Origin of the sequence: Coleofasciculus sp. B1-GNL1-01, assembly GCF_040220235.1 — a bacterium.
Classification (GTDB): domain Bacteria; phylum Cyanobacteriota; class Cyanobacteriia; order Cyanobacteriales; family Coleofasciculaceae; genus Coleofasciculus.
Window position 1 is genome coordinate 57,872 of record NZ_JAVJTO010000070.1, and the last position, 26,438, is coordinate 84,309.

Genomic DNA, 26,438 nt, shown 5'->3' on the forward strand with positions numbered 1-26,438 from the left:
GATCAATGACCAATGACAATTAAACTTCACAGGTTTCACGTACCCGTTTGGGAGGTACTGAAATATCTGATTTTCGGCTTGGAGTTTGAGAAATGGGAATATCGATACAAAACTCTGTTCCTTCGCCAAGTTGGGAGAAACACTGTAATGTACCCTTGTGTGTTTCCACGACAATTTGATAACTAATCGACAATCCTAACCCCGTACCCTGACCCACGGGTTTAGTCGTGAAAAACGGGTCAAACAAATGAGTTTTAACGTTCTCAGGGATACCCGGACCCGTATCTTGAATCCGAATCCGTACCTGATCCGTCTCTTCTAGGACCTCAGTGGTAATCGTGATTTGTAACGGCGGGGATTGATCATCCAGGGCATCAATCGCATTATCTAGGAGATTCATAAACACCTGATTTAATTGCCCGCCATAACACTCCACCTGGGGCAATTGACCATACTGTTTGATAATCTCAATCGGAGGATGTGTCTCCTTGGCTTTGAGTCGATTACCCAAAATCAATAACGTATTCTCAATTCCTTCATGGATATCAATCGACTTGATATCCGCCTCATCCAAGCGGCAGAAATTACGCAGAGATTTCACCAAATCTCGGATACGCACCGCCCCCATTTTCAGAGACCCTAAAAGTTTGGGAAAATCTTGGATCACAAACTCCAGATTCATTGCTTCAGCTTGTTCCTGAATAGCAGCCGGGGGTTCTGGATAATACTGCTGATAAAGCTTTAATAGCCGCAGCAAGTCTTGAGCATATTGATTAGCGGGTTTGATATTCCCATAGATAAACGACACCGGATTATTCAGTTCATGGGTAATCCCGGCAATCATTTGACCCAAGCTGGACATCTTTTCACTTTGAATCAACTGCGCCTGAGTTTGTTGTAACTTCTGCAAGGTTTGCTGCAATTCCTTCGCTTGCGCCGTCGCCGTCGTTGCGGTGCTATGGGCAGAGGCATACAGTTGGGCTTGGTCGATCGCGATCGCCAGTTGATCGACAACCGCCGTCAGGAGTTCGACTTCACTTTGACTCCAGGTATGGGGTTCTCGATAATCGGTACAAACTAAAGCACCAATTTGACCGGAATTCGTTTTCAGGGGGAGAATCAGTTGCGCTGTAACCTGAGACCGAGTTAGGAGTTGCCGTTGAGCGGTATCCAAGTCTGGGTCTTTGGTGACATCATTAATCTGAATCATCTCTAAATCCTGGATGGATTGGATCAAAGAGAGGACTTCGGGATTCGAGTAGTACCCTAACCGACTGGGTAAATTCGATTTTCGCGCCTCGTGAGTGATGGCAATACTGAGTTTTTCTTGGTTTTGGGTACGCCAGAGGAATTGACAGCGATCGAGATCTAACAAGCTGCGAACCGAGAAAACAGCCGTATCCAGAATCGTATTCACATCCAAAGAATTACGAATCTCTCGCCCTAGATAATTGAGTAAGGCTTCCCTTTGGGCAAGGGAATGAGCTTCCTGTTCCGACGCTTGCAGTGCCTGAAACGTCTGCTTACAGTCGGTAATATCGTGATAGGTGAGGACAATCCCCGCCACACTCGGCAAACGCAACAGGTTATTGGCGATGACTTCAAACTCGCGCACCTCACCTGAGACGTTAGGTACACGCAGTTCCACTGTTACATTACGGTTGGGGGAATCCAGGGCTTGGGTTAACAGACTATCAGCGATGGGATTATCTTCATTTAAGACAAATTCCCCGATGGTTTTACCCAACCACTCCTCCGTGTCATACCCCAACACACGCGGTAAGGAGGGACTGGTATAGCGAATCATCCCCTCGCCTGTCACCACGGTGATGAAATCAGAAGCATTTTGCAGCAACGCCTGAAACCGTTCTTCACTTTGGCGCAAGGTTTCGGCTTTTGCCTTCTCCACATTCAGGCGTAGATCAAATAAGAAGACAATTAGGGGTAATGCTAAGATAAACAACGTCGCCACACCGATAAATCGAGCCAGCAATACGTTATCAATCATTGAAGATGAAGGCAGAACAACGGAATCTGTTGTTTGGAAGTGAACCGCCGCCACCCCTATATAATGCATCCCCGAAATCGCCAAACCCATAACAATCGAACTCGCCAGCTTGGGTAAGGTTCTCGCATCAGTCTGGATATGCCGCAATTGAAACGCTAACCCTAACGCCACAAAAGACGCCGCGATCGCAACCGCTATTGAAACCGCCACCAGTGTCAGGTTATAATGGGCGATTGCTTCTAATTTCATTGCCATCATCCCCGTATAATGCATCGCGGCAATCCCTAATCCCATAAATACACTACCCAAGAATAGTTGCAGCCACCTTATATGAGGACGAGAACCTAGCCACAACGCCACTCCAGAACCCAGAATTCCCACCAGCATTGACACCCAGACACGAGAAAGGTTGTATGATATCGGGATAGGCAGGTTATACGCCAACATACCGATAAAGTGCATTGACCAGATGCCAATCCCCATCGCCACAGCCCCCCCAGCTAACCAAAACTGGCGAGTTCGCCCTTTTGCCACGGTGACTCGCCCCACCAAATCGAGTGCGGTGTAAGACGCAATAATGGCAATAGCAATAGAAAGAAAAACGAGGTTGAAGTTATAGGTAGCATTCATAAGTTATATCCATGTGAGTTAGATTAGGTTTTATCCCGTTGGTAGGGGTCTAAAATAGCGATAGCTTTAATCGTTGTTAAGGGTGAAACGAATCCAACATTCACTAAAGCGTTGAATCACGGCGGTTCGTGCAGTAGGGTTTCAAATGACTCACCAACGCCAATCACCCCTGCTTTTTTTGCCTCAGCAGAAGAAATCATGACAGGTTTGCTGCTGTCTATTGCCTACAACCTCACGTTGAATCCCAAAATCTATGTTGAACCTGGCTATCTGTTTGATGCGGTTCGATACAACTAAGTTTAGAGACAATGGGGATAGCTATTCAGTAAAACTGACTATATCTAACTGTAAGAAAAAAAACCCGTTCTTGCCATGACTCTTAAGATTTAGATGAGACTGTATCTTAAGGCGTAAAATAACCGTTATCTACGTACATGAGAACAGGGTTATCGGGGATGGCAGGAGAATGTTGCGATCTGGCGGGAAATGTTGCGATCGCGCCTTCAATCTCCTGATCGCGCCTTCAATCTCCTATACACTCTCTCGCCTTTATTGAGGGTATAGCACTACGAGGATACGTTAGGATATCAGTTAATCCCAACCGGGAACCGGGAACCAAGAACTTTTAACAGTAGAAAATGTCTTAACCTGCCTTGGTAAAGCTATAAATATAGCACCAAGCGACAATTTAAGATTGAGATAATTTTCGACCTTATACCAAGTTGCAGTCTAATGTAGAACTTTCTTTTTCCCCCATCTCTCCCTCACCCCATCTCCCCCTCACCCCATCTACTCTATCTGCTATCTTTGAACGCAACTTAGTATTACATTTATTCCTATCGACGCTGTATGGGCTGTAGGGGCGAGTCGCTGCATATTGTTACGAGGAAATCCATTAATTATCTCGACTCGCCCCACTATCGTTACGAGGAAATCCATTAATTATCTCGACTCGCCCCACTATCGTTACCGGGAAATCCATTATTTCGTTGAGGAATTCTCATCCTTAGTTCACCCGTTGGCACGAATAAGGTGGTGGGTTACGGCGAAGCGCCAATTAAAGGGTTTGTGTTGTGAATTAATTACCGCCTAACCCACCCTACGAATTACGGTTGATCGGGGTCTATAGGACGGCACATTTTCCCATGATATAAAAGTACCTAAAATGTACCGAAAAGTCAAGGGCTAATTCGTTTTTTTTTAGCATCAATAGTTCTGATTTTGGCTTCTAATGCATACAACCTTATTCTTGTCAATTCCGCGACAGAATTCGTTGCCAAAATTAGGTCATTGAGGGGTAGATGTAGTATTTTTGTTGTCTGACCTGAGGACTGTCCGATATAACCAATAGTTAGGGTTTGAAGCGACAGTTAGACACAAATACCTGAAAGAAGTCAATAAAACCCCAAATTATCTTAAGCTAACCGAAAATCTGATCGTACTACATTCGCCATCTCACGACAAGATAAAGGTTTCCAGGTGTTTACTTTACTTAACATTGTCAGGAAAAACCGAATAAACTTGAGAAAATTAAAACAGAACCCTTATGTCCAAAAGGTTTGACTTATTTAGACTGAGATTAAGTTCTGCAAATAGTCCTCAAACACTGACGAATGACCAATGACCAATGACCAATGACCAATGACCAATGACCAATGACCAATGACCAGTTAACCCTCCACCTGATCCCGACGCACTCGGTAGTAAATCGCCTTCACATTAGGACCAAAGACAATCTCCTCTTCATTTTGCAGTTCATAGCTTTGGTGCTTTTGACCGTTAATTAACAAGCCATTAGAACTTAACTTCCCTTTGAGATTACCATCAACAATGCGATAGGCATCATGCCCATCCTCACCCTCTACTCGCATTAACGTGGCGTGGTGACGGGAGACAAACTGTGAGAACAGACGAATATCACAATCATGGTCTCTGCCAATGGAATAGAGTTCACCATCTAAAACAAACCGATGTCGTCCTCGGTCATCTTGAACAATGAGAACATGTCCCTCTGCAAAATCGGACGTATCAGAACTCACCGCGTCAGTAGATGACTGATCCGATGAGGGTGGGGAATCTGGAGAAGGTTCTATGGGCAACATCTCACTTATGCTCAAGCACTACAGGTAATGGTAGCGACAGGAGTCGCCGACTGAAACAACTTGATCCTAAGATCCAACATCTCGGCAAGCACGATACAGGTCTGTCCAGCCTTTGCGTTCTTTGACCACAGTTTCGAGATACTCGTTCCACACTAACGTATCTTGAATCGGATCTTTAACCACAGCCCCCACCAATCCAGACGCAATATCCTTAGCGCTGAGGTGTCCATCGCCAAAATGGGCGGCTAGGGCTAACCCACTATTCACCACCGAAATTGCCTCAGCTGTACTCAGGGTACTACTGGGAGATTTTAGTTTAGTTTTACCATCTTCGCTGATACCGCTACGCAGTTCGCGGAAAATCGTCACCACCCGGCGGACTTCAGTTAAGGCGGGGGCTTGCACCGGGAGTTCTAAAGCACGTCCTAAGCTTGCGACTCGTTGTTGAACGATCTCGACTTCCTCTTCGATGGTTTTCGGTAAAGGAAGGACAACAGTATTAAAGCGGCGTTTCAGGGCGCTAGACAAGTCATTGACCCCCTTGTCGCGATTATTCGCTGTGGCGATAATATTAAAGCCTTTAATCGCTTGCACCTCATCCCCCAATTCGGGAATTGGTAGCATCTTTTCTGAGAGAAGGGTAATTAGGGTATCTTGGACATCTGCCGGAATCCGAGTTAATTCTTCCACCCGGGCAATTTTCCCCGCTTCCATCGCCACCATCAGTGGACTTGCCACTAACGCCTCCATCGAAGGACCTTGGGCGAGTAATCGGGCATAGTTCCACCCATAACGAATGGATTCTTCACTGGTTCCGGCTGTTCCTTGAATCAGTAACGTTGAATCCCCAGAAATAGCGGCGGCTAAATGTTCTGATACCCAAGACTTAGCCGTTCCCGGAACCCCCATCAGTAATAAGGCGCGGTCTGTGGTGAGAGTGGCTACAGCTATTTCAATCAGTCTGCGATCGCCAATATACTTGGGCGATACCACAAACCCGTTCTCTAGTGTACCTCCCAATAGATATGTTGTGACTGCCCAGGGGGATAAATTCCAGTTCGGCGGGCGCTGGCGTTGATCTGCTTTTGCCAATTCCGCTAATTCTTCGGCAAACTGTTGTTCCGCATGTTCACGCAATAAAAAGTTTTGATTGTTTAGCTTTGCACGATTCACAGTTGTTTGTCCTGAAAAAGACTCTTCCGTACCTGCTATACTAAACTAACTTTCTCCCTATTCGTCATTTGTCACTTGTCATTCGCCCTTTGTCATCCTCATGAAGCGCCAAGCAAGCTACAACCTTTGTCAGCCTTTGAGGACTATTTGCAAAACTTAGTACCGCCTACAAAATTTGTATTCAGGCAATTAAAGCCAATAGCTTAAAAGAGTAATATTTTATGACTAAGAAAAAATTTATTAGTCCAAAGATTGATTATGCTTTCAAGAAAATATTTGGTTCAGACCAAAGTGAAGATATTCTCATCAGCTTCTTAAATGCAATTGTCTACAATGGAGAGAGTGTCATTTCTAGTTTAACCATTGTTAACCCTTACAACCCTGGTCAGGTTGAAACCTTAAAAGATAGTTACTTGGATATCAGGGCTGTTCTAAACAGTGGAGAAATTGTCCTCATTGAAATCCAGGTCGCACGGATAGCCGCTTTTCATAAGCGAGGGATTTACAATCTCTGCAAAGCTTATGCTAATCAGTTGACATCAAAAGACTATTACCTGGAGATTACGCCAGTTATTGCCGTAACAATCACTGATTTCATTCTATTCAAAGAAAGCCATAAATGTATTCATCATTTTGTGTTCAAAGACAAAGAAAACTCATCGGAATATCCTGAACATGAATTGCAGCTAATTTTTGTAGAATTACCGAGATTTGTGAAAAAATTGCCAGAGTTACAGACCTTGGCAGAGAAATGGATTTATTTTATGACGCAAGCTCAAGACTTAGAAGAAATCCCAGAAAGTTTGGCAGAAGTTAGGGCAATAGAAAAAGCGTTAACGATAGCCAATCAAGCGAACCTGACACCAGCAGAAGCTGAGGAAGTCAGTCGTAGAGCCATGCAGTTGCGAGATGAGATAGGACGCCTCAAATATGCTACCGAAGAAGCATCGCAGGAGGCGCGGGAAGAAGGTCGTCAAGAAGGTCGCCAAGAAGGTCGCCAAGAAGGTCGCATTACAGAAGCACGCGCTTTAGTCCTGCGTCTGCTGAACAAGCGATTTCCAGACCAGACAGCGGAACTCAATAGCTTAGTAGAAGGTTTGTCGTTGTCAGCTTTAGAAGGGTTAAGCGATGCTATGTTTGAGTTGAATAATTGGGATGATTTGTTAACTTTATTGGCAGATATAGACCAATAAACTGTTGACGCTCAAATTTCTCTGCCCATTTCATAGCGTAAATGCAAAATTGCCAATACTTCATCAATCACCTCCGTCCAATAGGAGGCTAAAGCCAACCGTTCGGGTACAATATTGCTGAAACGGGTCGAGAGTTCGGGGACAATATCAGGACTCATAAAATAAGCAAACTCTTTTAATCCAGTAGACAGCGACCAATCGTAAGGATTATCCGTCTTCTTCAGATAGCGGCGCACACCGTCTAAAACAATCTCGGTTAGTTCTATACTCCAAGGAACATGGCAATGGGTTAATAACGTAAACGCCGGATGTTTACTATTAAAGGGAACCTTACTGGATGGGAATAAATTCAGGAAAAAACTATCTCGTTGTTCATGAGAGAGGACATTAATTAATCCAGAAATTAATTGCTTTTGCGGGATTAAATAGCCCTTAAACGTACCATTAAACGGCAGTAAAGCCTCTGCCCAGTCCGGATTCTGTTGGCGCATCGCCGCTACCGCCCAGCCTTCAACCACGGAATGATCCCACTCACTCCGTTTTGCGGCTTGTATCCATTCAGTCGGGGATTCTTCCTGAAGGTCTGACCACAGAGAAAGGGGAGTCGCGGCGACGATTTGTAAAATCATCCAGGCTTTATTGCCTAATAACTGAGGCGGCTGTTTGCTATCAATCCCATCTCTAGTTATCTCTTGGTCATGATTATCCGGGAGGAGAAAATCTAGATGCAAACGGTTACGCTTGCGCCGAAATGTGATAGCCGATTGGATGCGTTGTTTCATCCGCTGACATAACCCCGATTCCGGTAACTGTGCTAATAAAGTAGCCGCTTGGCGTCGCACCTCTTGACGACGGTCATCCAGTGCAACCTCTAAAAATGCCTCATCCTCCAGGTTTAAGCCAATTTGCAAGGTGTCTAACAACGCGATTCTGGCATCTGACGATGCTTGTTGCCACACAGCCACAAGTCGTTCCCGTGCTGAGGCGGGATGTTCATGCCGTAGATGTTGCAATAGAAGTCTGCGGGCGTCTAGACTTCCAGTTGTCCACGTTTGTTCGATATCCTCATCTCCCACATAATTCCAATCCGGATTATGGGCGGCTAACCACCGTCCCCGTTGACCTAAAACCGGGAGAATGGCGGGGCGTAACTGAGGTGAGGTGCGTCCAACTTCCAGTAACTCTGGCAAATAATAGTCGGGCACACGGTATCCAGCTGTAGCGGCGGCGGCTAACCATTCCGGTAAGAGTTTTGCCCGGTCTTTTTGTAACATCAATTTCAGATAATGGGCGGCGCGGGGGCTACAAGGGGGTTTATCCTCAGGTGGACAAGGTTGGGGTAAAGGTTGGTTATCGGTAATCGGGCGTTGTCCGGCGCGGTGATAGAGAGAAATTGTCCCAGCCGCGCTGAGTAATGTGGCTTCTGGGTCAGTAGAATTAAGTTGGCATAAAAGTTGACTGAGTGGGTTAGTGGCTGGAGTAAGGGTGAGAGTTCGTCTCTCGGTGCCAACTAAGGCGGTGGTGATTACGTCTTGCCAGAGACTCATTGAGGCTTTACCGAAGATAGGATATTAAACCGATTTTAATCGAACAGGTTCCTCTGAATTGATTACTCTATTACTGTTAGTTAACCCTTCTACCCTTTTACTCTAAAATTCCCACTAAAATATTTACTAACTCTCTCAAATCATCGGGCAACGTATAAGACCCAATATCTCTTATAATTGTTAACGTACTTCGCTCTAACTTACCAAAAACCCACAACTCCCCAATAGTCACCACTCCATACAACACCTCCGGTGATTCCTGGAGCATTGCCAACGCAATCAACTCCACCGCTAGTTGAGTGAACCCCCGCGTCAAATCATCCCGCTTCGCTTCAATAACAATTAATCCCATCTCCGACTCAATAAAATAATCTAAATTCCCCTGAAGTTGCTCATTAACCTTCAACGGGTACTCAATGCGTAGCAAACGGCGGCACATTACCGCCACTCGCGCCAACACTGGCGCAATCAAAATTTCCCGCTTGGCTGTTTCACTACTGAGAGTGACATAAGGAATCGTGTCTTCTAACTGCTGCTGTAACTCCGAAAGATACTCAATCTCACGAGTGGTTTTGGGTAAGTGAATGCGCTGGCGTTCAAACTTATAGCCAAACTCTGCCAGGATTTCATCGGTATCATTGGGTAGCTCAAAGTAGGAACGAAAACTATAGCTGGTTCCCTCTTGCAAAATTTTGGGCTTAGACATAAATACTCCTGAGTTTTAGGTATTGTAGGTTGGGTAGAGCGATAGCAAAACCCAACAGGATTTAGGTTGAAGCCAGCAAACCTAACAAAATATAGCGCTACGCGCTAGGCAATAGGCAATAGGCAATAGGCAATAGTGAAGACAAAAGCTTACCTGAAAAGGGATTGAGCGATTTTAATTTTTCTTCATTTTGTCCTAACGTGTGTGCGTAGTGCTATATAAGGCTAAAGCCTTTACTACGAACATTATCGAAACACAATAAACTGCTCTTGGGAAAAAGCACTTAAGGGAAAAAAGTGATCACCATTCCATTCACCAAATACGGTGATGGGATGTCCCCCACTCAGGGCAAATAACTGCCAACCCTCTGTAAATCTGGGGGTGAGGCGTAATACCTGGTTAGAATCGTCGCGCAATGCCCATCCTTGGTTATATTTCTGGGGAATAACTCCTTGTAAGCTGAGGGGAAATTGGTCTAACCAGGGTTGACAAGCTAACGCATTTGTGTATTGATTTAGAGCAGTTGCGATCGCGCGTTCCCCTTCCATTTCTGTAAACGGTATGGCTGGGGCGTTACGGGTTTTGACAATTGCCCGCAACGGATAAGCGCTGGCAAAGAATCCCAAATCGGCGTCGAGGAGAGTTCCGGGGATGAGACTGGTGTCTAGGGGTTGAGTATGATGGGCAAAGGTCAGGATCAAGGCGAATCGATGCGTCTGTTGTCCTTGTAACCATATCCGTTGCGCTTTCAGGTTATCCTGGTCTTCGATGCACTGTCCTAAGATTGACCAGCGATCGCGGATCATCGAGGTAGCGGTTTCTTCTTTTTGCCCCCACCCAATCGCCGTGCGGATATCGGCTTGCCTGTCTGGGGGTAATGTTTCTAGGCGTTGGAATCCTTGCAGTAACAGATACAAACGTCCCAACCGTGCCAAGAGGCGTTCTTGCCAACCCACTCCCGTATAGGGAATCCCCGACATCTCCTGTAACTGACGCGCCAATCCTGGGGCTTGAGCATCAATCATCCGGGCGGCTACCGTATCCCAAAACTGATAGTCTTTTTCCGGTAAGTTGGCTAATCCCTGACGGACTAAATCACGCAACCAACGGTCTAATTCTTGCACCCCGGCGGTAACATTTTCCTCCCGTTTGGCGGCGCGTTTGGCTTTAGCTGCGGGATCAGCAACGTTTTCTGATTTTTCTACCTTTTTCGCCTGTTTTTGACGGCGAGTGCTAATCCAATCGTTTACCCAATCAGGAGATTGATTTTGGTTAAACCTATCGGGTTGATTGGCGAAGAGTAATAAGAGTCCGAGTCCATGTTTGCAGGGAAATTTACGACTCGGACAACTGCATTTAAACGCCGTTTCACCTAAATCGATTTGGGTTTGATAGGGGTTACTTCCACTTCCTTTACACTCTCCCCACACCGCCTCCTGATTTCGTCCCAATCCTTGCCATTTCGATAAACGTGCCAAGCCTTGACCATTTTGGGCAGACTTAGCATCGGGGGCGAGTGCAAGGATTTGTTCCGGAGTCCAGGTAATAGGCATGTTGAGTAGGTGGACACAATTAAAGTTAACGGTTGAGATTAGGAAGGATCAGGCTATTGCCCATTGCCCATTGCCCTCTTTCATCCTTCAACTGATTCCGCCACGGGCAAGATTATCGTAAACGTGGTTCCTGCGCCAACTTCACTCTCAACCTCCACTCTACCTTGATGCAATTCTACACATTCTTTCACAATCACTAATCCCAAGCCCACACCAGGAGTAATGCCAATATTACTGGCGCGATAGAATGCCTTGAATAATTTCCCCTGATCATCCGGGGGAATACCAATGCCTTCGTCAGAAACCCGCAGCCGTATTTCCTGGGCTTGAGGACTTAGTTCGACCTCAATTAATCCTCCCTCTGGAGAATATTTGATCGCATTAGACAATAAGTTATCGAGAATGAGTCGCAGCAAACTGCCATCTAAAACGACGCGATCGCACTCACTTGGGCAGATCAGGTTCAGGGTATGTTTTCCGGCGGATTTGGGGCGCACCGCTTCAATCGCCTCGCCCACGAGTTCCTCAACATTCACTGGAGTGGGATTAAATTCCAGGGCTTGAATTTCGGCTTGCTCAATGAAAATCATATCGTTGACTAGATTCGTCAGATGCTCAACCGACTGTTTCACCCGTTGGAAATGTTTCTGTTTTTTCTCCGGCGTCAAGCGATCGCTATATCTTTGTAACATTTCCGTAGACGACAAGATTGTCGTCAGGGGAGTCCGGTATTCATGGGAAACTGTGGCAACAATTCGAGATTTCAATTGGCTCAATTCTCGTTCTCTAGCTAACGCTACCCGTAACTCTTCTTCTAGCTGCTGGCGTCGGGCAATTTCGGCTTCTAGTTGTTGGTTTTGCTGTCTTAATTGGGCGGTACTTTCAGCGACTCTTTGTTCTAAGTCGGCATTAGTCTGCTTGAGCAAGGCTTGGATTTGTCGTTGCTCAATGACATCATGGAACACCAATACAGCTCCCAGAATCTGTTCGCTATCATTCTTAATGGGAGCCGCACTATCATCAATGGGAATTTCTTCACCCTCTTTATTAATCAGCAGCGTATGATTTTCTAGGTTTACGGTTGTCCCCCGTTCTAGAGACAACGTGACGGGGTTCGGAATGGCTTCTCGTGTCATTTCATGAATGGTCAGAAAGATTTGATTCAAATCCTGACCTAAGGCGTCTTGTTGTGTCCATTTTGTTAGCGCCTCAGCTACCGGATTCATAAACGTGATTGCCCGTTGCGGATCAGTGGTAATAACTGCATCACCGATACTTTTTAACGTCGTGGCTAGCCATTGCTCTCGCTCCCGAAGCTGTTGCTCCATTTTATGTTTGTAGAGCGCTACTTCAATCGTGGTTGCTAAATCTTTGGATTCAAAGGGCTTGAGCAAGTAACCATAGGGTTCGGTGAGTTTAGCCCGCTCCAACGTCTCCTGATCATTATAGGCAGTCAGATAGATAACAGGGAGTTGAAACTGCTGGCGCATTTGAGCCGCCGCTTCAATGCCATCGACTTTACCTTTGAGCCGAATATCCATCAGCACCAAGTCGGGAGGATTTTGAGGAATTCCCGCGATCGCGGCTTCGGCAGATATCACATTGGCGGTTACAGTATATCCGAGGGATTCCAGGCGATTTTGAATGCTGAGAGCGACAACTCTTTCATCTTCAACGACTAAAATTTTTGCTTTAACCATTTGTTTAATTGAAAACCACACATAGATAATAAAATTAAATCAACTCGGCATTTAACACCAGAGCCAGCTATGTCCAATAAGTAAGATAGACGTGCCATGACACGTCTCTACAGTTTAGTTACAGCTTTCGATTGGAAAACTAATATTCACTTCTGTTCCCTTATCCAGGTTAAAACTGAGATCACCCTCCAATTGTTCAGTCAGAACATTAATTAATTGTAAGCCTAATGACTTAGGGTTGGCAAATTCTAGGTCGGGTGGAAATCCAACGCCATTATCTTTGACCGTTAGGTGACATCGATCCTCAGATTCTGCGGTCAGGATCACCTCAATCGTCCCTTCCTGACCATTCGGAAAGGCATATTTAAGCGCGTTAGACACTAATTCACTAATAATCAAACCACAGGGAATAGCAGCATCAATCGTTAAATCAACCTCATGAATATGAAATTCCAAATTAACTTGGTTATATTCAAAAATATAGATCTGAAACAAATAACTGGTCAAATTCTCAATGTACTCAGCAAAATTAATCCGGGCAAAATCTTGAGACTGATACAATTTTTCATGAACCAACGCCATTGACTTCACCCGATTCTGACTTTCCTGGAACAGTTCCACTGTCGTTTGATCGGTAATGTACTGAGATTGTAAATCCAAAAGACTGGAAATCACCTGCAAATTATTTTTAACCCGATGGTGAATTTCTTGGAGCAAGACTTCTTTTTCCCGCAAAGAGGCTTGAATTTGGATTTCCGCTTGCTTGCGCTCTGTGATATCCAGATTAATTCCCATCATCCGCACAGGCTGACTGGTTTCATCATAAAATACTTGAGATTTGCTTTCCACCCAGCGCAGGTTCCCATCAGTTCTGATAATCCGAAATTCAATATCATAGCAATCTTCCTGCTCATCAATCGCTCGGCGATCCGCTTGGTGAACGCGATCGCGATCCTCAGGATGAATCATTTCCAGAAACATTTTGTAGCTAATCTGCGTGGTTTTGGCATCTAACCCATATAGGTGTTGCAGGTGATAGGAACAGGTAATTTGTTCCGTCTCCAGATTTCTATCCCAGAATCCCATACGCGCCGCATCTAGGGCTAACCGTAATTGTTCTTCACGCTGGCGTAACTGTTCTTCAGCCAGCTTACGTTCTGTCACATCTAGGTTCAATCCAATTGTCCAGATAGGCTGATCGGTTTTGTCATAAATAATCTGACCTTTGCTTTGAATCCAGCGCACAATCTGATCGGGCCAAATAATCCGATATTCAAGGTCATAATCCTCTCCAGTTTGAATCGCCCATTCCATGCTTTGCTTAACCAGTTCTTTGTCTTCCGGGTGAACCTTTTCTAAAAAGGTTTTATAGGGAATTTCTGGACGATCAAATGCCAATCCATAGAGTTGTTCCAAGCGATAAGACCAAGTAATCATTCCAGTTTGCAAATTCCAATCCCACTTTGCCATCTGTGCGGCATCGAGGGCAAGCCGTAAGCGGGCTTCACTTTGTTGTAAGAGATCCTCTGCCAGTTTACGGGCGGTGATATCGGTACTCACGCCGAGGACTTGAGTCACCTGTCCATCGGGAGCCACCAACGGGGTTTTAATGGTTTGATACCAGCGAATTTTACCGTTTTGATCCCAGGAAAACTCTTCGGGAATGAATTTCGGCTGTAAGGTAGTCAATATCTCTTGATCCTCAGCCATAAAGCGTTCCACATCTGCCGCATCATCATGGAGTTGGGCGGTTGTTTTTCCCAGCACTTCCTCGACAGGAATCCCCCGATGTTCGGCAAACATGCGATTGGCTAAAATATACTGACCGTTTTGGTCTTTGACATAAATGATATTGGGGTTGGTGTCAATGATGGTTTGCAGGAAGTCTTTTTGGTTCTGCAAGGCTTGCTGGGCTTTTTGGCTCTGAGTTACATCAATGCCCACACAAACAATATGGGTTCCTTGCTGATATTTTTGAGTGGCAATTAAGTGATAGTGACAGGAACCATTGATATTGATTTCCAGGATATTTTGGTCAGTTTGAGCCGAACTTGCGATAAACTGTTCAATATAGTTGACAAACGTCGGATTACTATTGAGAAAGCCGAGGGGTTGACCCACAAAGTCGTCCGGTGACAGGTTGAACATATCTGCCAAATATTGATTCACTCCCAGATATCGTCCTTGGCGACTCATCCAGGAGACACAACCGGGTACTGCATCCAAAACTGCTTGCAGTTGCTCTTTGGCTTGTTGTAATTGTATCTCTATGGTTTGACGGTGAGTAATTTCTTGCTGGAGGCGAGTATTCGTTTGTTCAAGTTCGGCGGTGCGTTCGCTGACTCGTTGTTCTAAATGGAGATGAGCCTGTTGCAGCAGGCATTCCGCTTGTTTGCGATCGCTAATATCTTGAATCAGAGCAATCGTGTACTCAGATAACCCATTCGCGCCCCGAACGGCTGACGCTGACACATGCACCCAGACCAGATGACCTTGGTGATGAATATAGCGTTTTTCGGCGTTTATGTGAGTGATTTCCCCGGTGATCAGTTTATGTAAGTCTTGATAGCACTGGGTTATCTCATCGGGATGGATAAACAGATGGAACGGCTGATTTAATAATTGGTTAGCCTTGTAGCCGAGGATATCTTGCAGTGCCTGATTGGTATGCAGAACCCGCCCTTGAGTATTCGCGATCGCCATACCAATGGGTGCCAACTCAAATACCGTGCGGAAACGGGCTTCACTCTCCCGCACCGCTTGTTGAGCCTGGTGAATGTCGGTAATATCGCGGCACACGCTGAGGACAAATTCAACGGAACCATCCGGGGCAAATTCGGGAACCAGACGCGATTGATAATACCGTTGTCCATGGGGAGTCAAAAACGTGAATTCACTCTCATTTTCCTCACCCGTTTGGAACACCGTTTGTAAGGAGTCCTCCCAGATGGGAATAAGAGTTTTTGGTAATCCTAATTCCCGGTGGGTTTTGCCTAAAAACTCTTGATAGGGAATACCCGTTTCCTGTTCAATGACAGGGTTGACGTAGACATGACGCAGATGGCGATCAAACCGAGCGACAATATCCGGAGAATGATCCAGTAGAACTCGAAATTCCTGTTCTCGTTGATTGAGCGTGTCCTTAACCTGTTTGTCTTCGGTAATATCTTCAGTAATCGTGGCGAGGAGAGTTTGAGGAGCATTTGGCTGGCTTTCTTCCCAGGGATTCGGGATGAGAAAAGAGCGCGATCGCACCCATCGGATTGAGCGATCGGATTTGATAATGCGATACTCTTGTGGAGATTCACTGGTGGGGTGTTGCATCCAAGCCGCCGCTACTCGCTCTCGATCCCGGCGATCGATCGCATCCAGGATACACGGCATATACCCTCCCGGATGACTGGATAATTGGTCAGGGGTGTGACCCCACATCTGCTCAGTCGCCGCATTAGCGTATAATAATTGATGCCGATTTACCGAGGTCAACCAAAAGACATCCGCAAAAGGTTCTGTCATCACTGTATCCTTGATCTGGATCTGGCTAAAAAAGATCTGCCTAGAAAAATTTTAAAGACAACCCGGTTGGTTGTCTTCGGCAGCCCTAATAAAAAAATACGATTTTACGGAATCCGGTTCGGGACTGTCAACCAAACTTAACCCCGCCTTACCTCGGGAAGGCGGGGATTGCCGCGAATTATGTTGATTTTGTCGAGGAGCTGAAGGGGTGACAAGCCGTCTAAAACCTTTAAAAATCTGGCTTTGAGTGACATTAGTATCTCCAAAGATGAAGCCTTATTGACACCCTTATTGACAGATGAAGACCACAGCCATGAGATATGGGATTAGCGAAGCGTTGCACAGGGGGTATGGGGGAGGCGCTCGTCCCCCCACCCCCCTCAATCCCCCCGACGCGGGGGGAAGATAAGGAGGAACTTTTCTTTTAGGGTCTGGGGGGCTGGTTCCCCAGAAACAACCGCTATCTTTGACCCTATCTGTGACAAGAAGAAATGGGCTAAAAGCAGGATAGCTCAACACTTCAGCTAGCTTGTCACCCCGTGAAGTTGAGGTGGTTCTACCCTTTCGCTGCCATGGACAGGATTAGGTCAATCATGCGATTAGAATAGCCCCACTCGTTGTCATACCAAGCCACAACTTTGAAAAAGTTGGAGTTGAGTTCCATACCCGCCCCCGCGTCAAAGATGCTAGAACGGGGATCAGTGGTGAAGTCTGTGGACACCACGGAGTCATCTGTATATCCCAGAACCCCTTTGAGTTCTCCTTCCGAGGCTTTCTTCATCGCGTCACAGATTTCTTGATAGCTGGTGGCTTTATCAGTACGGAAGGTGAGGTCAACGACCGAGACATCGGGCGTGGGTACGCGGAATGCCATCCCAGTGAGTTTACCTTTGAGTTCCGGTAGAACCAGGGTAACGGCTTTGGCTGCACCCGTAGAGGCGGGGATAATGTTTTGCGCCGCACTGCGTCCAGCCCGCAAGTCTTTCTTACTCGGTCCGTCTACGGTGGGTTGGGTAGCAGTCATGGCGTGAACGGTGGTCATTAAACCTTCTGCCAAACCAAAGTTGTCTTGAATGACTTTAGCCACAGGAGCGAGGCAGTTGGTGGTACAACTGGCGTTGGATACAACCGTATGCTTGTTGGGATCGTAGCTCTCATGATTCACACCCATCAAGAGCGTGGGGACTTTTTCCGGGTCTTTTTCTTTGGTGGGAGCCGAGATGACGACTCGCTTCGCTCCGGCGGTGAGGTGCTTGGATGCACCGTCATAGGTGGTAAATAGACCGGTGGACTCAACCACATACTCGACGCCATATTTCCCCCAGGGTAGTTCCTCTGGATTCTTGATCGAGACGCAGGGGATTACCTTATCATTGACCACAATGGCATCGGGTTTGGCTTCTACCGTACCGTTGAACCGACCATGGGTGGAGTCGTACTTTAACAAATAGGCGATACTCTCTGGCGGAACCAGGTCGTTAATGCAGCAAAACTCGATATTGGGGTTTTCTAGTCCAGCCCGGAAAACTAGGCGTCCAATGCGACCAAATCCATTAATGCCAACTTTGATAGGTGCCATAAAATTCTCCTTTTGGTTAAGTTGTACAGAGTATGCCAGGGAATGCTATTGGGTACAGCGTCAAAGGGAAGCCTACTACTATTAGCCAGTGTCAGCCTTCTGACGTAGCATTCGTCTGACCATCTGACATGAACTGTACCCGCGTCTGCTTTAGGTTTTCTTTAGACTGCTCCCTAATTAACGGTTAGCTATCCCTTACTGTTTATAGACGGATTGTCAGTTCTTTTCAAGCTTGCAGGTTTCGGCAAGATTCGTCAATTGGTTTTTGCAGAATCATTGTCCAGGACTTTGAACCTAAATTTGCTACAACTGATACTGAAAAATTAGTCAAGCTGATCAGGTATAGACAGATGTTGCCTGTGTCTATCTCTACGATTGAAAAACTTGATTGATCAGCTTGCCCTGAGCCGTTGAGTAGCTCCATTATCCTTCTGGAAGAGAGTTGTCTACCGATTTACTCTCTGGGGAACGGGAATCTGGATGGTGGATAAAACTCTATACTATAACAAATAATCCTGATGGATAACGTTAAGAGAAGGTAATCTTTCGCTTCTGTGCAAGTCGTACTCATTCTTAACTGGATCGGGTTTGATCAGATTCCTGACTTCTTCAAGATGTCGAATATCTAACTCAAAGCTACCTTACATAGAATGTTACTGATATTTTGACGGGTGGGTAATGCCCACCCTACTGTATATTAAGGAATTTTGTCAGACTACTTACTCGAAAAAATGAAATTAATATGAATAAAAAATGAATAGATATGGAAAATAGCTTCTGAATTGAATCTCTGAGAAGACTCGATAAAACAATTAAATTGTGCTATCTTAAAAAAGAATGAAAGGGAGTAGCTCCTGGTCAAAGATTACCAGGATACCTGAATCAACATACTGGTAATGAGCCTGGTTCAGGTGACAAGGGATTGAAGCTTCAGGTCATTTGAATCTACAGAATCTGAGCTGAATAGTTAGTTCCTTGGTAGCGAGACTTTCACTAAGTTCACAAGTTGATGTGAGCTTGGTGGGGTCTGCCTTTTCTCATCAAGCTCCATCAACGGCAATTGATTAAGGAGCTTGTAAAAATGTTAACTGCATTTACCGCCGGATTATTACTAATTACGATTTCTGAGTTAGGGGATAAGACGTTTTTTATTGGCGTTATCTTATCCATGCGTTATTCGCGGCGGCTGGTATTTTTGGGAGTCCTAGCGGCGTTAGCAGCGATGACAGTACTATCTGTATTATTGGGACAGGTGGTGTCGTTGCTGCCTGACTATTATATCCATTATGGGGAAATTGCCTTATTTTTAGGATTTGGCTTTAAACTGTTGTATGATGCCAGTAAAATGCCAGCTCAAGCAGAAAATACAGGCGCAAAGGAAGCGGCGGTGGAAGTCGCCAAACAGAATAAGAAAGATAAGTTACAGTCTGCCAATCTCGCGATTCTACTGCAAGCCTTTACCATGACATTTCTGGCGGAGTGGGGCGATCGCACTCAAATTAGCACCATCGCTTTAGCCGCCGCCCATCAACCTGTTGGCGTTACTGTGGGGGCAATTTTAGGTCATGGGATTTGCACCGCGATCGCAGTAATTGGTGGACGATTAATTGCAGGACGAATTTCTGAACGGTTGGTAACAGCATTAGGAGGCGTATTATTTCTGATTTTCGGTGTCATAGCGATGTTAGAACAAGTTTAGGTAGGTAGGGACAATAAAAGTTAACGGCGGGAATCGTCATTCGTCATTTGTCATTCGTCATTCGTCATACTCGCGCAAGCAAGAAGCAAGCTACATCCTTTGTAAGGGTTTGAGGCTTTTGCAGCAAGCCCTACTTAGGACTCTGAATTGCCAACAAATTGCTGAATGGCATTAAAAAAATGGTTGTGATCCAGGGAGATTCTGATAGGGTGACCCGCCTTTTTAATCTAATAGCAACTGAAATAGTGAGGCTTCGTCTAACACTATTTTACCGATAACAAATTTCTGGATCGCTTCAAAGTATTGCCACATACCCATGCGAAACAAGGTGTTATGATCCGCATTTTTAATCCGTATCAACTGCTTATTTGCGGCTGCACAAGAATGATAGAGCTTTTCTCCCTGTTGGATAGGAATTAACGAATCTTTCTCACCATGAATAATCAACGTTGGCACAAGAATGTGGCTAATTTTTTCAGTATTTCTAAATCCAAAACGCTCATCCTCATAATCTCTAACCTGCCAGCCAAGACGTTTGAGCAAAGCAAAGGTATCGGCAAAACCACTATCGATAATCAATCCAGCTAATTGATCTTGAGCGTGATTAGCAACCGCAATGGCGGGGACACTACCCAAACTGCGCCCCATTACGTAAAGTCGTTGGGGAAACAGTTGATGCGCCGTTAAAATGCTACTAAAAGCGTCGAATACCTTGAGGGAATCAGCTAGGAGATTAGACGCGGTGGATGTGCCATCACTTTGACCATAGCCTCGATAGTCAATGACTAAAATAGTAATGCCCAAGACAGTGAAAACTTTGGCAATACTATCGTATTCAGCCGCAATTTCACCATTGCCATGGAAAAATAGAATCGCAGGGGAATTGCTAGCGGCGGCGTATAATCGTCCTCTGAGAAAGAGTCTCGGTTCGATTTCAACATCAATGAGATGGATATTAGGCGATCGCGGTTTTCCTGTTGTGTCCGGTTTAGGATGGAACAGGATTTGCAAAATATCGGGTTTGTCGAGAATGGGATGCATTATATAGCAGTTGGCGACGTTGTAGATATTTTATCTTTCTTCAATAAGGCGGGGAAGAGTCTATTTTACTCGCTCTGACTCAATTACAGAGTTTGGGAGGGTTAGGTGCGATCGCGGAGTGGGAATTCCAGGGATTGACCCCTCCCCCAGCCCCTCCCCGACACGGGGAGGGGAGTACATTTTCTTGCACAGACATCATCGTAGGGACGCATCGCTATGCGCCCTTAAAACTTTCATAACGCTTCTTTTGTACCTTTTCTAAGAGACGATTAATTTGACTATCTCGTATTTCGCTTTTAAACTTTATGCCAACTCCCTTAAAATTAAATGATAAACCGCCAGTCACGGGCGTCAACGAACTGAGACAAATGCCCTACATTAGTTGTAGCAATTATAACTTCATTTCCTTCGTCTACCATCAATGTAGCCTGAGCTGCCAGAATTACATCCCCATCAAGTGCTTTAGGATCGGCTGTTGGTTGTCCTCTCTTGCGTGCTTCCGCCCATAACTGAGCCGCCAGAAGCATCGCAGGTGTCTCAATGGGGACGTACATCAGAGCATTCTTCAATTGATCAAGTTGTCGGATACCTGCTACCTTACCCACCCGAAGCAATTCACGTCTCACTTCATAGTCAGCAATTTCAGGTATAACGACTATCTCCCCTTTTGCTAGTAAAGAATTTAGCCACTGCTTGCACTCCAACGTCAGGGGTGTAGCTTTAGGATTTGTTACCATTCCCAATGGACTTGAGTCCAAAACTATGAATCGACTCATGGCAAGACAATTTAAATAGAAACGCCGCTTTCATTGAGAGCTTGATTAAGAATTTCCCAAGTTTCTTTTTGCTCCTGTTCATCGCCCTCTTCTACCCATGAATTTAGCAGTGCGATCGCGGCTTGATTTCTTTTGACTCGTTCTTCTTGCGGTAATTGACTAAAAGCTATTAACTTAGCATAAACTGATGATTCTTGCTCCACAACCACAATTTCCCGAAACAGGCGAATCATCTGAAGTAATTTGGGTAAGTATGCTTGAGGAATTTTGGCGACGAGAGTGCTTATCTGTTCTAAAGCCTCTGTTGAGTCAATTTCAGTGGCTAGAATCGTATTATTTAAATCAGGCTCAGACATACTGTTCTCCTTTATCTGTTCTCTTCCCTACCTTAACAATAAGTAAGGTGAGCCAGAGTTCATTACACACACCCTGTCTCAATCCCAGAGGCGGGAAGGGTAAGATGCGATCACACTTCCTAAACATCAAGGCTGTGTTTCTTCTAGCATCGACTCTTTCACCGCCTGCACTAACTCTTCTTCCGTGCATTGATACAAGTCACGCAAGCGAAATACTTGCCAAACTTCCATCATTGGTGTTGTTCTCCCCTTTTCCCAGTTGCGGATTGAAGATTCGGAGCATTTTAGTTCACGAGCGACATTACGGATAATCAGCCCTGCGCGTTTTCTCAAGGCTCTCAGGTTCATAAGTGACTGAATGTTCCCACTAAAGTAGCGTTAAAACTTAGCGTCAAGTATTGACAATTGACAAATATTGTGTATGGCTCTTTAATCATAAAAGAAAAAGCGTTAGTACATCCCCACCAAGAGACTGACTAACGCCCTTTCCTTTGTTCCTTACGGACTATCTAATCATGCCATACAATTCCAATCAAATCACTTACCGACAACGACTAACTCCCTGGGTGATCGCTCAACTCCTACCGAATATGCAACGAACTATTGTGGGTCGGTTCCGCAGTCGGTCTGATGCGGATGGTCATTTGCGGTGTCTGCGTCAGCTTATACCCCATGCGTCCTTTGTCGTGGTATTTGACCCGCAACCGGATGAAGAAACGGTATCTGTGTCTGTTACAACGGCGCAAAAAGCAGTTATTTGAGGATGAGGGGAGGCGATCGCATGTTCTGGATATGAGAGTGCGATCGCCTTTGGAGAGAGTAGAGGTGCGATCGCTAAATATATTTAATTTTGTATTGGAAGATCACGTAATTTCTGCTTACGTAACTTTTCCACTAAAGAGGCTGGATCAATACCACCATCTTGGTACTCTTGGATAGCGCGTTTTCGCCATTCCAAATTAGCTTCACCTGGGAAACTACGCCTCAATCCTCGCACAACAGAAATTGAGCTATTTGCCCAATTTCTAAATTCTTCTATATTCCAATAACACACATCTTGAACATGAGGTAATGCACCATCTTTTATTTTTTTGCAAGGGGTGATCATTACCGGAATAATTTCCGCATTTTGGAGATGAGCAAATTTAGCTTTAATCGAGTTCGGATGTGAAGCTGCTTCTCTAACTTTGTTTGCTCCAAGTATAGTTTTTTTACTCCCACCTGAGTGATCCTCAAATACTATGCACAGGTCATCACCAGCAATCCACCAAGGATCTGGATCGGCATCCGATTTAGAATTACCTGCCTCGTATCCTAGTAGTCTACCTAATCTTTCGTGTGCATCCTCAAACTTTTTGGAGTCTTCTTCACTATCCTTGTGTAAATTCTCAATAATTACCTTTACCTCTGATTCAAACTTTCTGTTATTTGTTGTGCCGAGTTTCTCAAGTTGCGTCTCTAGACCTTCAATTACTCTAATGAGTCTATTATCCACTTGGGAGTTGCTGTCATTTTCAAGAGATAGCCGAGAAAGCCGTGAGAACCATACAACTTCGGGAGCAGTGGAAGCAGCCCTCTTAAAGTTGTCTCTTGCTGTACTCTCCAGAGAAGTAATTCCATTTTTTGCTCCCATCCACGCTGCACTACCAGCAAGATAATTCCAGAAGGCTCTATAGCCGCGAACATCATCTCCGCTAAGAGAGGTTAAAACATCTCGACACTCATCAACTGCTGCTTCAAAGTTGCGGTTCCATAGAGCATACTGGTATCTCACTTCATGAGGAACTGCGTCTATTAATTTGTCCATAGCAGGAAGCTTTTCTTGCTGCAATGAGTCTCTAAGCGAGACAATCGTCTCGTCCGCACCATTCCACTCTTTCTTATGTTCAAGAAATATGCGAAGGTTGTCGAGAAAAGCAGATTCTTCAACCCCCTTAGATTCTTCAATTCCAAATTCAATCTCAGCTTGAAACTCAGGATGTAAGAACTTCCTTCTATCCCGATCGAGGAGAATTTTGTTTAAATCGTTCCCAAGGATAATTACTGCTGCATAATCCGTAGCGGATCTTGTACACCGTCCTACTGCCTGGACAATTCTAGTGAGAATTCGGTCATTAAGCAGGACACCAGCAGCCAAACGAGTTACAAGGAACTTTTCTTGAAGATTTGTTGCTCGTTGAAGATCCTTGACAATGAGAATGCGGCATTCATCTCCTGCCAAGTCGATGCCGTCATATCGATTTGCAACAATGGCAACTGCCTTCTCCTTAGATATAAAAGTCTTTTTCGATTCCTCAATTTGAGCTGCATTAAAAATTTCGTAACCTGTCCTCTCCGAAATCTCTTTACTTAGGTCATTCTCTATGGTATTATATGGCACCAGAACAAGAGATCGCCCTGTTGTTTTAATCATCTCGATTGTCAGATTTAGCGCCGATTCCTCATCAAGCGCTCTCTCTGGGAAAAAGAATAATCGACGACCAATACCCTGTTTATCCCAGCCTTCTGGAACAGGCAAACGGACTATCTTATCTACACCCGAAAGGCGCTCTAACTCCCCTCCTTCGCCTAATGTTGCAGACATATAGAGGCGTTGTTTTGCCTGTGAAAATGGTTTATGTGTTCTTGTGGGCGGTATTACAGGTCTGATTAATATACAATTGAAGCTGATATATATATGGCAAGCCAGAAGATGATCTCGAAGGACAGACCAAGGATACTTGAGGTTAAAGTTGCCAGTTTGTGCATCAAGTAACGCTATCAACTCTGGTAGTAGGTCATATAAGTCTGGTGTAGGAATTTTTTCGATCCACTGGCTGTCTAAATCAGGAGACGTGGAACTTAATCTAGAATAATCCGAAGGTGATATGATTGAGCGAATGACTGAAACTACGCTATTAAAGAGAAGTTCGTGTGCTTTACGCTCAATCATAAGAGACCAGTATTTAGCTATATAGTTTTCAGCCGCATGAGCATCATCAAGAATGATTACACTTGCATCATCAAAAAAGGAATTAGTATTGAATAGACCGCTATAAGTGGTAACAGCTAGAGTCTCTGCATTACGGTATTCAGCTTTAATATTAGGAGCATACTCTGCTTGCTTTCCGATAAAGGCATTTGCTTTTATACCGTATTCATCTACCGCTTTTTCAACGACTTGATTAACCAGTTGGCGCGTTGGACAGAGGTATACAACTTTTTCCTGAAAACGCTGACGACGCCATTCTCCAATCAAAAGCCCAACTAGGGTTTTACCACTGCCAGTTGAAAGCTGTAGGGCTACATCTGGTTCATCTACAGCCTGCTTATGATATTCCCGAATAATATCGGCTTGGTGGGCAAGTAGACCTTGAATTTTGCGATTTCTGTAGTCTCGGTAAAGCGCTTCAGGGGTTTCAGTCGAAATTTGAGAGTGACGTGTCAGTTTAAATGGCATATTTCACTACCTTTACAAAAACATTACTGAATTAGTCGCCATTCACGGGCATCAACGAACTGAGACAGATGCCTCACATTAGTCGTAGCAACTATCACTTCATTTCCCTCCTCTTCCACCAATATAGCCTGAGCCGCCAAAATCACATCCCCATCTAGTGCTTTGGAATCTGCCGTTGGTTTTCCTCTCCTTCGTGCTTCTGCCCAAAGTTCAGCCGCTTTGAGCATTACCTCCGTAGTAATGGGACGGTAGGTAATTGCAGCTTTGAGTTGATCAAGTCGCCTGATACCTGCCACCTTACCTGCGCGAAGCAATTCACGCCGAACTTCGTAGTCTGCGATTTCTGGCAACACTACTGTGTAGCCCTTTGGTTCCAAAGAATTGAACCAACGTTTACACTCCTGATATATAGGGGATTTAGCTTTAGGAGTTGTCACCATTCCTAAAGGGCCAGAATCTAACAATACTATTCTGCTCATAGAATGGTTTAGATAGATACCGGATCTTCTTCTAGTGCCTTACGGAGAATTTCAGCCGTTTCCGTTTGCTCCTGTTCATCTCCCTCTTCTTCCCATTGCCTAAGCAGTTCACTCAGCGCAATCTGTCGTACTGATTTCTTTACAGGATCAGGATTTTTTATTTCGTCCATTGCCTGTTCCGAAACCTGCGATCGCACTGGCTTCGTAGTGACGCTTTCACGGAATAGGCGCACGATTTGCAGTAAATTCGGCAAATGGTCTTCCGGTGTTTGCTGAATTTCAAGAATTAGCTTGGCTAGGGCGTGATTCTCCTTGACAGGAGTGTTTTCTTTAGAAGATGCGCTTTCGGTACTCGGTGTATTGGTTATGCTGCTTAAATCTTGCTTAGACATAGTGTTCTCCTTTATCTCTTCTCTTCCCTAGCTTAACAATAAGTAAGGTATGGAATGGGGGTAAATTAGGTTTCTCCACAAATTTGAGAAATACGCCCCAAGACACTATCGAGATTCTGTCTCACCTCTTCATTTTTAATTCGCAGCAATCGCAGTTCCCGTGCAGACAAAACGCGATCGCGTTCGGCGTCATAGTCAGCTTGGTGTTGATGAATCTTTCCATCCACTTCTATAACTAATCTTGCCCCATGACAATAGAAATCGGCAATAAATCCATCAATAATTTGCTGACGACGGAAATGAAAACCATTCAAGCGATTAGTGCGAAGGTGTTGCCAGAGGATGGTTTCTTCTGGGGTCATTTGGCAACGGAGTTCCTTGGCACGCTGCACTTTAGCTGAGGTAACTTTTTGTCCGATAACAATATTATGGGTTGACACCTTTTTGGGTATGGGGGGTGGCGAGGGAGTTGGGTTATTCATAATAAAGGATTAAGATAGGGTTTTATCGTTACATTTTAAATGACCTCTCCCCCAGCCCCTCTCCTGC

20 protein-coding genes are annotated in these 26,438 nt (G+C 45.0%); 3 read left to right on the forward strand and 17 right to left on the reverse strand.

Annotated features, from left to right (window positions below; genetic code table 11):
* Positions 1–19 precede the first annotated feature (19 nt).
* The 3 genes from RID53_RS17115 to RID53_RS17125 all read right to left on the reverse strand — a co-directional run bounded on the left by RID53_RS17115 (position 20) and on the right by RID53_RS17125 (position 5,913).
* The gene (locus tag RID53_RS17115) at positions 20–2,638 is read right to left on the reverse strand and encodes an MHYT domain-containing protein (RefSeq protein WP_446389236.1); all 2,619 of its coding nucleotides are present in this window, start codon (positions 2,636–2,638) and stop codon (positions 20–22) included.
* A gap of 1,670 nt (positions 2,639–4,308) precedes the next feature.
* The gene (locus RID53_RS17120; RefSeq protein WP_446389237.1) at positions 4,309–4,740 is read right to left on the reverse strand and encodes an FHA domain-containing protein; all 432 of its coding nucleotides are present in this window, start codon (positions 4,738–4,740) and stop codon (positions 4,309–4,311) included.
* Between the two features lie 66 nt (positions 4,741–4,806).
* Positions 4,807–5,913, reverse strand: a complete 1,107-nt coding sequence (locus RID53_RS17125) for an ATP-binding protein (protein WP_446389238.1) — start codon at positions 5,911–5,913, stop codon at positions 4,807–4,809.
* A gap of 221 nt (positions 5,914–6,134) precedes the next feature.
* On the opposite strand from RID53_RS17125, the gene RID53_RS17130 reads away from it, so the two are divergent.
* Positions 6,135–7,106: an Rpn family recombination-promoting nuclease/putative transposase gene (locus RID53_RS17130; RefSeq protein ID WP_446389239.1), complete on the forward strand. Its 972-nt coding sequence runs from the start codon at positions 6,135–6,137 to the stop codon at positions 7,104–7,106.
* An 11-nt stretch (positions 7,107–7,117) separates the two neighbouring features.
* Here the strand turns inward: RID53_RS17130 and RID53_RS17135 are convergent, their stop codons facing one another.
* The 6 genes from RID53_RS17135 to gap all read right to left on the reverse strand — a co-directional run bounded on the left by RID53_RS17135 (position 7,118) and on the right by gap (position 17,707).
* Positions 7,118–8,653: a DUF5691 domain-containing protein gene (locus RID53_RS17135; protein ID WP_446389240.1), complete on the reverse strand. Its 1,536-nt coding sequence runs from the start codon at positions 8,651–8,653 to the stop codon at positions 7,118–7,120.
* Between the two features lie 97 nt (positions 8,654–8,750).
* On the reverse strand, positions 8,751–9,359 hold the full coding sequence (locus RID53_RS17140; RefSeq protein WP_446389241.1) for a hypothetical protein: 609 nt from the start codon (positions 9,357–9,359) through the stop codon (positions 8,751–8,753).
* Between the two features lie 245 nt (positions 9,360–9,604).
* Complete coding sequence (locus RID53_RS17145; protein ID WP_446389242.1) at positions 9,605–10,912, reverse strand: SWIM zinc finger family protein; 1,308 nt, start codon at positions 10,910–10,912, stop codon at positions 9,605–9,607.
* An 80-nt stretch (positions 10,913–10,992) separates the two neighbouring features.
* Entirely contained in the window at positions 10,993–12,612 is a 1,620-nt protein-coding gene (locus RID53_RS17150; protein ID WP_446389243.1) for an ATP-binding protein, read from the reverse strand.
* Between the two features lie 114 nt (positions 12,613–12,726).
* Positions 12,727–16,128 (reverse strand): PAS domain S-box protein, encoded by a 3,402-nt coding sequence (locus RID53_RS17155; RefSeq protein ID WP_446389244.1) that lies wholly within the window; start codon positions 16,126–16,128, stop codon positions 12,727–12,729.
* A 556-nt stretch (positions 16,129–16,684) separates the two neighbouring features.
* Complete coding sequence (gap, locus tag RID53_RS17160; protein WP_446389245.1) at positions 16,685–17,707, reverse strand: type I glyceraldehyde-3-phosphate dehydrogenase; 1,023 nt, start codon at positions 17,705–17,707, stop codon at positions 16,685–16,687.
* Positions 17,708–18,788: 1,081 nt separating this feature from the next.
* Between gap and RID53_RS17165 the strand changes: the two genes are divergently transcribed.
* On the forward strand, positions 18,789–19,406 hold the full coding sequence (locus RID53_RS17165) for a TMEM165/GDT1 family protein (protein ID WP_446389246.1): 618 nt from the start codon (positions 18,789–18,791) through the stop codon (positions 19,404–19,406).
* Between the two features lie 222 nt (positions 19,407–19,628).
* On the opposite strand, the gene RID53_RS17170 is transcribed toward RID53_RS17165, so the two are convergent.
* The 4 genes from RID53_RS17170 to RID53_RS17185 form a co-directional block, all read right to left on the reverse strand.
* A complete protein-coding gene (locus RID53_RS17170; RefSeq protein ID WP_446389247.1) occupies positions 19,629–20,447 on the reverse strand; it encodes an alpha/beta hydrolase in 819 nt (272 codons plus the stop codon).
* Positions 20,448–20,770: 323 nt separating this feature from the next.
* Complete coding sequence (locus RID53_RS17175; protein ID WP_446389248.1) at positions 20,771–21,223, reverse strand: nucleic acid-binding protein; 453 nt, start codon at positions 21,221–21,223, stop codon at positions 20,771–20,773.
* Positions 21,224–21,234: 11 nt separating this feature from the next.
* Entirely contained in the window at positions 21,235–21,579 is a 345-nt protein-coding gene (locus tag RID53_RS17180; RefSeq protein ID WP_446389249.1) for a hypothetical protein, read from the reverse strand.
* Between the two features lie 126 nt (positions 21,580–21,705).
* Positions 21,706–21,927, reverse strand: coding sequence for a helix-turn-helix domain-containing protein (locus RID53_RS17185; protein ID WP_446348247.1), 222 nt, complete (start codon positions 21,925–21,927; stop codon positions 21,706–21,708).
* Positions 21,928–22,094: 167 nt separating this feature from the next.
* On the opposite strand from RID53_RS17185, the gene RID53_RS17190 reads away from it, so the two are divergent.
* Entirely contained in the window at positions 22,095–22,340 is a 246-nt protein-coding gene (locus tag RID53_RS17190) for a hypothetical protein (protein WP_446389250.1), read from the forward strand.
* Between the two features lie 83 nt (positions 22,341–22,423).
* On the opposite strand, the gene RID53_RS17195 is transcribed toward RID53_RS17190, so the two are convergent.
* The 4 genes from RID53_RS17195 to RID53_RS17210 all read right to left on the reverse strand — a co-directional run bounded on the left by RID53_RS17195 (position 22,424) and on the right by RID53_RS17210 (position 26,371).
* Positions 22,424–25,018 (reverse strand): DEAD/DEAH box helicase, encoded by a 2,595-nt coding sequence (locus RID53_RS17195; RefSeq protein ID WP_446389251.1) that lies wholly within the window; start codon positions 25,016–25,018, stop codon positions 22,424–22,426.
* Between the two features lie 23 nt (positions 25,019–25,041).
* Positions 25,042–25,497: a type II toxin-antitoxin system VapC family toxin gene (locus RID53_RS17200; protein ID WP_446389252.1), complete on the reverse strand. Its 456-nt coding sequence runs from the start codon at positions 25,495–25,497 to the stop codon at positions 25,042–25,044.
* An 8-nt stretch (positions 25,498–25,505) separates the two neighbouring features.
* Complete coding sequence (locus RID53_RS17205; RefSeq protein WP_446389253.1) at positions 25,506–25,889, reverse strand: hypothetical protein; 384 nt, start codon at positions 25,887–25,889, stop codon at positions 25,506–25,508.
* A gap of 65 nt (positions 25,890–25,954) precedes the next feature.
* Complete coding sequence (locus tag RID53_RS17210) at positions 25,955–26,371, reverse strand: endonuclease domain-containing protein (protein ID WP_446389254.1); 417 nt, start codon at positions 26,369–26,371, stop codon at positions 25,955–25,957.
* Between the last annotated feature and the right edge of the window lie 67 nt (positions 26,372–26,438).